This is a genomic window from Pseudomonas sp. Marseille-Q5115 (assembly GCF_916618905.1).
In the GTDB taxonomy this organism is placed as follows: domain Bacteria; phylum Pseudomonadota; class Gammaproteobacteria; order Pseudomonadales; family Pseudomonadaceae; genus Aquipseudomonas; species Aquipseudomonas japonica_A.
In genome coordinates this window covers 4,439,420-4,447,500 of the sequence record NZ_CAKAKI010000001.1, presented here as the reverse complement: position 1 = coordinate 4,447,500, position 8,081 = coordinate 4,439,420, and the positions used below count along the sequence as shown (strand labels likewise).

Below are 8,081 nucleotides of genomic sequence, written 5' to 3'. Positions count from 1 at the left end.
CCCAAAGTTATGGTTAAGTGGGAAACGATGTGGGAAGGCTTAGACAGCTAGGAGGTTGGCTTAGAAGCAGCCACCCTTTAAAGAAAGCGTAATAGCTCACTAGTCGAGTCGGCCTGCGCGGAAGATGTAACGGGGCTCAAACCATACACCGAAGCTACGGGTGTCACGCAAGTGACGCGGTAGAGGAGCGTTCTGTAAGCCTGTGAAGGTCAGTTGAGAAGCTGGCTGGAGGTATCAGAAGTGCGAATGCTGACATGAGTAACGACAATGCGAGTGAAAAACTCGCACGCCGAAAAACCAAGGTTTCCTGCGCAACGTTAATCGACGCAGGGTTAGTCGGTCCCTAAGGCGAGGCTGAAAAGCGTAGTCGATGGAAAACAGGTTAATATTCCTGTACTTCTGGTTACTGCGATGGAGGGACGGAGAAGGCTAGGCCAGCCTGGCGTTGGTTGTCCAGGTTTAAGGTGGTAGGCTGGGATCTTAGGTAAATCCGGGATCCCCAGGCCGAGAGCTGATGACGAGTGCCTTCGGGCATGAAGTGGTCGATGCCATGCTTCCAGGAAAAGCTTCTAAGCTTCAGGTAACCAGGAACCGTACCCCAAACCGACACAGGTGGTTGGGTAGAGAATACCAAGGCGCTTGAGAGAACTCGGGTGAAGGAACTAGGCAAAATGGCACCGTAACTTCGGGAGAAGGTGCGCCGGCGAAGGTGAAGGGCTTGCCCCGTAAGCTTTTGCCGGTCGAAGATACCAGGCCGCTGCGACTGTTTATTAAAAACACAGCACTCTGCAAACACGAAAGTGGACGTATAGGGTGTGACGCCTGCCCGGTGCCGGAAGGTTAATTGATGGGGTTAGCGCAAGCGAAGCTCTTGATCGAAGCCCCGGTAAACGGCGGCCGTAACTATAACGGTCCTAAGGTAGCGAAATTCCTTGTCGGGTAAGTTCCGACCTGCACGAATGGCGTAACGATGGCGGCGCTGTCTCCACCCGAGACTCAGTGAAATTGAAATCGCTGTGAAGATGCAGTGTATCCGCGGCTAGACGGAAAGACCCCGTGAACCTTTACTATAGCTTTGCACTGGACTTTGAGCTTGCTTGTGTAGGATAGGTGGGAGGCTATGAAGCGTGGACGCCAGTCTGCGTGGAGCCATCCTTGAAATACCACCCTGGCAACCTTGAGGTTCTAACTCAGGTCCGTTATCCGGATCGAGGACAGTGTATGGTGGGTAGTTTGACTGGGGCGGTCTCCTCCCAAAGAGTAACGGAGGAGTACGAAGGTGCGCTCAGACCGGTCGGAAATCGGTCGTAGAGTATAAAGGCAAAAGCGCGCTTGACTGCGAGACAGACACGTCGAGCAGGTACGAAAGTAGGTCTTAGTGATCCGGTGGTTCTGTATGGAAGGGCCATCGCTCAACGGATAAAAGGTACTCCGGGGATAACAGGCTGATACCGCCCAAGAGTTCATATCGACGGCGGTGTTTGGCACCTCGATGTCGGCTCATCACATCCTGGGGCTGAAGCCGGTCCCAAGGGTATGGCTGTTCGCCATTTAAAGTGGTACGCGAGCTGGGTTTAGAACGTCGTGAGACAGTTCGGTCCCTATCTGCCGTGGACGTTTGAGATTTGAGAGGGGCTGCTCCTAGTACGAGAGGACCGGAGTGGACGAACCTCTGGTGTTCCGGTTGTCACGCCAGTGGCATTGCCGGGTAGCTATGTTCGGAAGAGATAACCGCTGAAAGCATCTAAGCGGGAAACTTGCCTCAAGATGAGATCTCACTGGAGCCTTGAGCTCCCTGAAGGGCCGTCGAAGACTACGACGTTGATAGGTGGGGTGTGTAAGCGCTGTGAGGCGTTGAGCTAACCCATACTAATTGCCCGTGAGGCTTGACCATATAACACCCAAGCAATCTGTGTAAGCACAGAGCGCGGCGGTGAAGACACACCGAAAATTGGCGACATCACAAACATCACATACCCAGATTCGCGACCGCGTGCAAACGGGGCCGCTACCGAATTTCTTGACGACCATAGAGCATTGGAACCACCTGATCCCATCCCGAACTCAGCAGTGAAACGATGCATCGCCGATGGTAGTGTGGGGTTTCCCCATGTGAGAGTAGGTCATCGTCAAGATTCAAACCCAGAACCCCTGATCGCCTCGCGATCGGGGGTTTTGTCTATAAGTAGAAGTACCAAGAATTTTGCCGATGCGCCTCAGGCGACTCGGCTGCCGAATTTCTTGACGACCATAGAGCATTGGAACCACCTGATCCCATCCCGAACTCAGCAGTGAAACGATGCATCGCCGATGGTAGTGTGGGGTTTCCCCATGTGAGAGTAGGTCATCGTCAAGATTCAAACACCAAAAGCCCTGGCCGCTCGCGCGACCAGGGCTTTTGTCTTTCTGGGGTACCTTACGCTGCGCTTAGTACTCGGGCCGCTTCAGCCATTGCGCCATCCGCGAAGGCTTGCAAGAAGCCCTTGAACGCCTCTGCGTCCTGTAAGTCCCCCGTCTGCAGCGGTTCGGCCTGGATCGTCCATACTGCCCTCGAATGGGCCTCGTCTAAAGCCTCGACCTGCATAGCGGCCCAGAGGTTTCCTACGGGAAGCGAGGTATGGATAAGGGTCCAGGTCATGCTCATCCCCTCCGCATCGTAGGTGTTCAATTGTTCAATGGCGAAATTGCCGTCCTTGAAGGTCTTGTTTCGGACCTGGCCATCCCCAGTGCCTGTGACCTGTATGCATTCCAGCGCCGGTATGAAACGTTCAAACCCGCCAAAGTTGCCAATCAGAGCCCACGTATCCGCAGCAGGTGCAGATACGTCCACCGCGGACTGAATGCGTACGCCGGCAGGGTTGTGGATGCGAGTGTCTGGCTGTAAGTGATTCATGGTTGCTGCTCCTGTTTAGCGGTTTGGTTAGATGAAGCCGATGGACCGAAGGTAAGTAGTGCCGGCTGCCAGCAGCTGTGCGTTCTTCACGGGGTACTGGTCGCCCATTCGGGCTACTGCTGCAGCTGCGCTGGCATGATGGATGCGGGAAATGTCTCCGATGTCCTCTTCGAAGCCATTGAGGTAGAACCCGAGAACGCCAAACAGCGCGTTGTCTTTGTCCACTTCCTGCAGCCTTGCTTGCCAAGTGGCTATTGGAACCAGATCGAAGTCGTGCCCGAGTGCGGCAAAAGAAGCGACGTAGTCTGTCCAGCTCAGAGGCTGGGGGTTGTGCAGATTGAAGACAGCCGCGTCTGGTTCGTAGCGGCTACTTTGAAAGGCGATTAGCTTTGCAAGAAAGTCCACCGGCATAAGGTCGAAGCTCATATCCAGCGCTGGAACCGCAGCGAGCTGGAGAGAGCCCTTGAGCATCAGCATCAGTCGATTCTTATGGGGCTGGCACACACCGGTCGAGCTGTTGAAGCTGATATTCCCAGGGCGGAATATGTTCACGAAGCACCCCAAGGCGCGAGCGCGGCCCAATAGCCGTTCACCGACCCACTTGCTCAGGTTGTAGCCATTGCGGATATAGATCGGCGGAGCTTGAGTAGCGCCTGTTTCAAGCACATCGCCGTTGTTGTCCACAGCGCTGCAGGCGGAGAGTGTGGATATGTAGTTGAGGACCTTCTTGCGGCGACCCTCGCAGAACTTCAACAGCTCGAACAACGGCTCAACGTTGTCGGGTACCAGGGAGGCATAATCCAATACGTGATTCACGTTGGCGGCGTTGTGGATAAGTGAGCCGTAATGGTCGTCCAGATACTTATGCTCAGCTGCGCTCAATCCGAACAGGGGCCGGGTCAGATCGGCCGCATATACTTTTACGCGAGACTGATTCACTTCCAGTCTGTTATCCACAAGGGCCTCAGTGAAGCGGCGCCGAGCGCTTTCAGTGCTTGGCGCACGTACAAGGCAGGCCACTTCGGTGGCACCCCAATCAAGCAAAGCCGCTACGATGTGCACACCGACGAAACTGTTTGCACCGGTGACAATGACCTTATGCACATCCCCAATCTGGGAAAGAGGGAGTGGGTTAACGTCGATCGGGCGCTCGGCGTCCCGCAGTGCTTGTGGAGCAACGAGGCCTGCGGTACTTCCCTGTTCAGCCTGCAGAAGCTGCTCAAGGCGCTCGATAGTAGGCAGTTCTATAAAGCGGTTGATGGAGACGCTACGGTCAAACCGTTCTCTTAGCCCTAGCAACATTTTTGAAAGCAGAATGGAATGACCGCCGAGGTTGAAGAAACTTTCGCTTGTGGATATCTCCTCGGGTGCCAGTTCCAGCAGGTCTGCCCACAGCCCCTGAAGCACCGTCTGGCAATCGGTAAGCGGCACGGTTGCTTCAGCAACGCCAGTGGGAACCGAAAGGGCGCAGAGTGCCTGCCGGTCTACTTTTCCATTAGCGGCGGCAGGGAGTGTGGATAACTCAATGTAGTGTGACGGATGCATATAGGTTGGCAGGTGAGCGGCCACGTAGTCCCGGATAGCGGCATCCCCCGAGAGATCGGGCGAAAGCGGGCGAGCTACGAATGCAAGGATCCGTCGACGGTCATCGATGACTACCGCGACTTGCTCGAAAAGCCGTGCTGCTCGCAGGCAATACTCGATTTCTTCTGGCTCGACCCGGAACCCCCGGATCTTTACCTGATTGTCCTTTCGGCCTACCAACTCGAGCCCGTCCGGGCCCCAACGTCCAAGATCGCCGGTTCGATAAGCGCGTACGCAATCGCCATCAGGCAGCTGAACCCGCATATAACGTTCAGCGGTTTGAGTGGGGTTGTCGATGTAGCCGAGGCCCACCCCAGGGCCGATTATGTGCAGCTCGCCAACTTCGTTGTTCCGTACCGGCTTCCCGTCCTCCCCTAACAGCCATACCTGGCTGTTAGCAATAGGCCAGCCCAGCAAGCGATTTGAGCAGCCTGGAAGGAACTGGCTGGCCGTGACCAGTACCGTCGCCTCGGTTGGTCCGTAAAGGTTGAGGAAGCGGCACCGCTCGGCGAGGCTATCAATCACCCAGGGTTCACACACATCACCGCCTGTAGCGATGCATTGCATCTGCCCTACTTCATCCAGAGGAAGGATGCTCAGCATTGCCGGCGGAATAAAACCATGTGTGACCGCTTCCCGGGTAACCATGGCGGTCAACAGCGCCGGGTCACGACGTTCGTCATCGCTTGCGACGATCAGCGTTGCGCCGCTCAGCCAGGTGGGGAAGATATCGATGGTCGCGGAATCGAAGCTCAGGGTGGAGAACTGAAGCACCCGGGACGCTTCATCAAGCTGGACGTAGCTCGCATACCACGCCGTAAAATGGCTCAGGTTCCGCTGGCTGAGTAATACCCCCTTCGGCTGGCCCGTGGTACCGGATGTATAAAGCGCCATACAGGGAGCGTCGGCGTTTGAAGGTGGGGTAGCCGGTAGGTGAGGCACTTTTGGAAGCCGACGCGGGTCTTGGCGCTGCCAACTCCCCTGTAGGGCGGGTTCATCATCGGGCTGAAGAAGCACCTGTGCGCCGCTGTTTTCCAGGATGTACCGGCGTCGCTCTACCGGGTGGGCAGGCTCGAGCGGTAGATAAACCCCGCCAGCGAGCACGATACCTAATACGCAAGCGAACAATTCCGGGCTTTTGGCCATGCATACGCCAACCACCGGGGGCTGCGCCGGGGTGCCCAGGCTCGAGACGTAGTGACGAACCGGCTCGGCGGCAGCGCGTAGCTCGGCGTAGGTCCAGGCCTGGCCGTTGCAGCGCAATGCCGTCAGCGAGTTATAACAGGTGACGGCGTTATCCAGCCGCTGAGCCAGGGTCTGCTCCGCCACAGTCAGGAGTTCCGGCGTTGAAGTAGCGTTGCCCCGGTGACGGTAGGCAATGGCATCGAAGGCGCGTAGATCCATCGAAGCGCGCGATGATGCGTGGGGTATTCCTCGCGACTCAAAGGCCGCCCCGTCGCGGGCATACTCTCCCACCACCTCGGCCAACTCCGTTACCCAGCACGCTAGTGCTTGTTCGTGCAGCGTCCGCCCGTTGCCGCCGTGCTCAACGCTTGCCTGGCAATACGCAACCATTTGCTCGCCATGCGAAGCGGCAAGTGCGACCTGTGGTAACCCGTTGGCATCGTCGCTCGCGATGCACACTTTTAGTGAAATCTGTACCGCTTGCCCCAAGTCGCGTCTGTGCGCTTCGGCGAAAGGCACGCTGCCGTCGTCGATCACCAGATCCAGAGGGAGTAAAGGCAAGGTATGTACTGGAACAGCCTGTGTCAGGCATTGATGACCGTAGCCGGTCAGCTCGTCATTCAAAGCCTGTAGTAACTCGCTCCGGCCCAGCAGCCAGATGGTTAACTGTTTCATGGGTATCTCCAGCTATCAGGGCAGATAGGGTGCGAGAGCAGCCTGTACGCAGACGGTCTCGAGCAAGCCGGCGCGCTTGAAAAACCTGACGATGTTCTGCACCAGCGGGTGTTGTGGCCCGATAGGAAAAGCCAGGCTGAGCACCTCCTGCCGAAGCGCAGCTGCGACCTGCGCCGGTACAAGCAACGCATCGATAAGGCGCAGGTCGAACGCCTTCTGGATGTCATTGGTGAGGTAGTGTTCGATGAAGGTCGGCAGGCAGTGGGCAATGGCTTCCCGGTCGTCGTCGCCAGCGCTGCTCCAATACAGGCGGGTAAGGTCTGTCCAGAAGCTGGAATGGCGGCCCTCATCCGCCAAATGATCGGCCATCAAACCCTTGATCGATGGCTTGACGGTGTCGTCCTTGGCGAACGCTGCCACGTCGTTGGTGACCGTGTTCTCGGCTATCGCAACGCAGATAAGCTCCATGGCCGGTTGTAACCGCTGCGGTGCCTTGGACATGGCGGCGGGAATGGCGCGGCTGAGCTCTATCTCATCAGGCATCTCGATCGGCGCAATACCGGTACATGCGATGGTCTGCTGTAGAAAGTCCATCGCCACCAGGGCGTGGTAGTCCTCGTCAACCACGACAGTCATCGCGTCGTAACGGCAGGGCAGTGGGAAGGTGAGGCCAAACCGCCCCTTCGCAATACTGCGAGCGGTCTTGTCGACGATCTCGGTTTCGAAGATCACGATATCGTTGATGAACTTGTATAGCGTTTGTACCAGCACGAAATCACGCTGCTCGGGGCAGGCTTCTTGCAATATCGCGCTGATTGCCATGGGCTGCCGGCTCAAGGGGTAGATCAGCCGGTCATCCGCTTCAAGCGTGCGCCGGGGGCGCGTTCGGATAGTGGCCCGCCGCTCCCATTGGTCGGCAAAGGACACGTAGCTGAGAGCGGTCATGCCGATGCCCCCTCACGCGCCTGCTTCAAGTAATCACGAAGGCGGTCCCAGAAGGCGAGACGACTTTCCACGGCAGCAATGGCCGCCTGCAATACCTCTCTTCTCAGAACAAGGTCGTTGCCTGTCAAACGCTGCAATAGCTGCTCGGCAGCCGGCCCGTGGTCGTCGCTGTCAACTTCGATATGGCGCTGCAGGTAATACCGGAAAGTGGGAGCCTGTTGGTTGGAGACACCCAGGTCGTCCAGCAACTGCTGGAACATCGCAGGGATCACACTTTCACGCCCGTGCAGGAACGCCGCGGCTACCTGATGCGCAGGCGCTTGGCAGGCGATCTCCAAGGTATGGCCCACAAAGTGAAGCGCGGCTTCATTGGCGCCTACCTCTCGCAACGCCGTCTGATAACTCATGCCGTCTCGCTGTAATGCCACGAACCGTTCAATCGGGGCGGTATCGGCACCTACTTCACGCATGGCATCCAGATAGAGTTCGAAATGGCTGTAGTGCCCGCCACTCAAACGCTGATCTGATTCTTCGCCAAGAACAATATCGTTGATAAGCCGCGCGGAGTCCGGATCTTTCGGAGGAAGCCATGGCAGGGATACCGAGGTGAGTTCAATCTGCAACCGCTTTGTCAGGGACATGAAGTCCCATACGGCGTATACATGTGTTTGCATGAAGTGGCGAAGGTCTTCAAGCGTAGTTATCTCCGAGAATATCGCGTGACGAGCAAGTTGCTCCTTTCGGCTCAAAAGCAGATTTTCCAGAAAGTGCATGATTTAATCCTTGGTCGGTTTGAGAT

The 8,081-nt window shown here is 56.8% G+C and carries 4 protein-coding genes and 3 rRNA genes (1 of these 7 cut by a window edge); 3 read left to right on the top strand and 4 right to left on the bottom strand.

The genetic code is table 11. From position 1 onward, the window contains the following. From LG385_RS20225 to rrf (LG385_RS20215), 3 genes are all read left to right on the top strand, one after another. A 23S ribosomal RNA gene (locus tag LG385_RS20225) occupies window positions 1–1,894 on the top strand (it extends 994 nt beyond the left edge of the window). 125 nt (window positions 1,895–2,019) lie between these two features. After that, window positions 2,020–2,135, top strand: a 5S ribosomal RNA gene (gene rrf, locus LG385_RS20220). Between the two features lie 105 nt (window positions 2,136–2,240). Beyond that, window positions 2,241–2,356 (top strand): 5S ribosomal RNA (gene rrf, locus LG385_RS20215). Between the two features lie 60 nt (window positions 2,357–2,416). On the opposite strand, the gene LG385_RS20210 is transcribed toward rrf (LG385_RS20215), so the two are convergent. The 4 genes from LG385_RS20210 to LG385_RS20195 are packed head-to-tail and all read right to left on the bottom strand — an operon-like array spanning window position 2,417 to window position 8,055. Continuing rightward, a complete protein-coding gene (locus tag LG385_RS20210) occupies window positions 2,417–2,893 on the bottom strand; it encodes an SRPBCC family protein (RefSeq protein ID WP_225775659.1) in 477 nt (158 codons plus the stop codon). Between the two features lie 27 nt (window positions 2,894–2,920). Then, the gene (locus LG385_RS20205; RefSeq protein ID WP_225775658.1) at window positions 2,921–6,337 is read right to left on the bottom strand and encodes an amino acid adenylation domain-containing protein; all 3,417 of its coding nucleotides are present in this window, start codon (window positions 6,335–6,337) and stop codon (window positions 2,921–2,923) included. Between the two features lie 15 nt (window positions 6,338–6,352). After that, a complete protein-coding gene (locus tag LG385_RS20200) occupies window positions 6,353–7,282 on the bottom strand; it encodes a diiron oxygenase (protein WP_225775657.1) in 930 nt (309 codons plus the stop codon). Further along, the gene (locus LG385_RS20195) at window positions 7,279–8,055 is read right to left on the bottom strand and encodes a DUF3050 domain-containing protein (protein ID WP_225775656.1); all 777 of its coding nucleotides are present in this window, start codon (window positions 8,053–8,055) and stop codon (window positions 7,279–7,281) included. Before LG385_RS20195 ends, LG385_RS20200 begins: the two co-directional genes overlap by 4 nt. Window positions 8,056–8,081 lie beyond the last annotated feature (26 nt).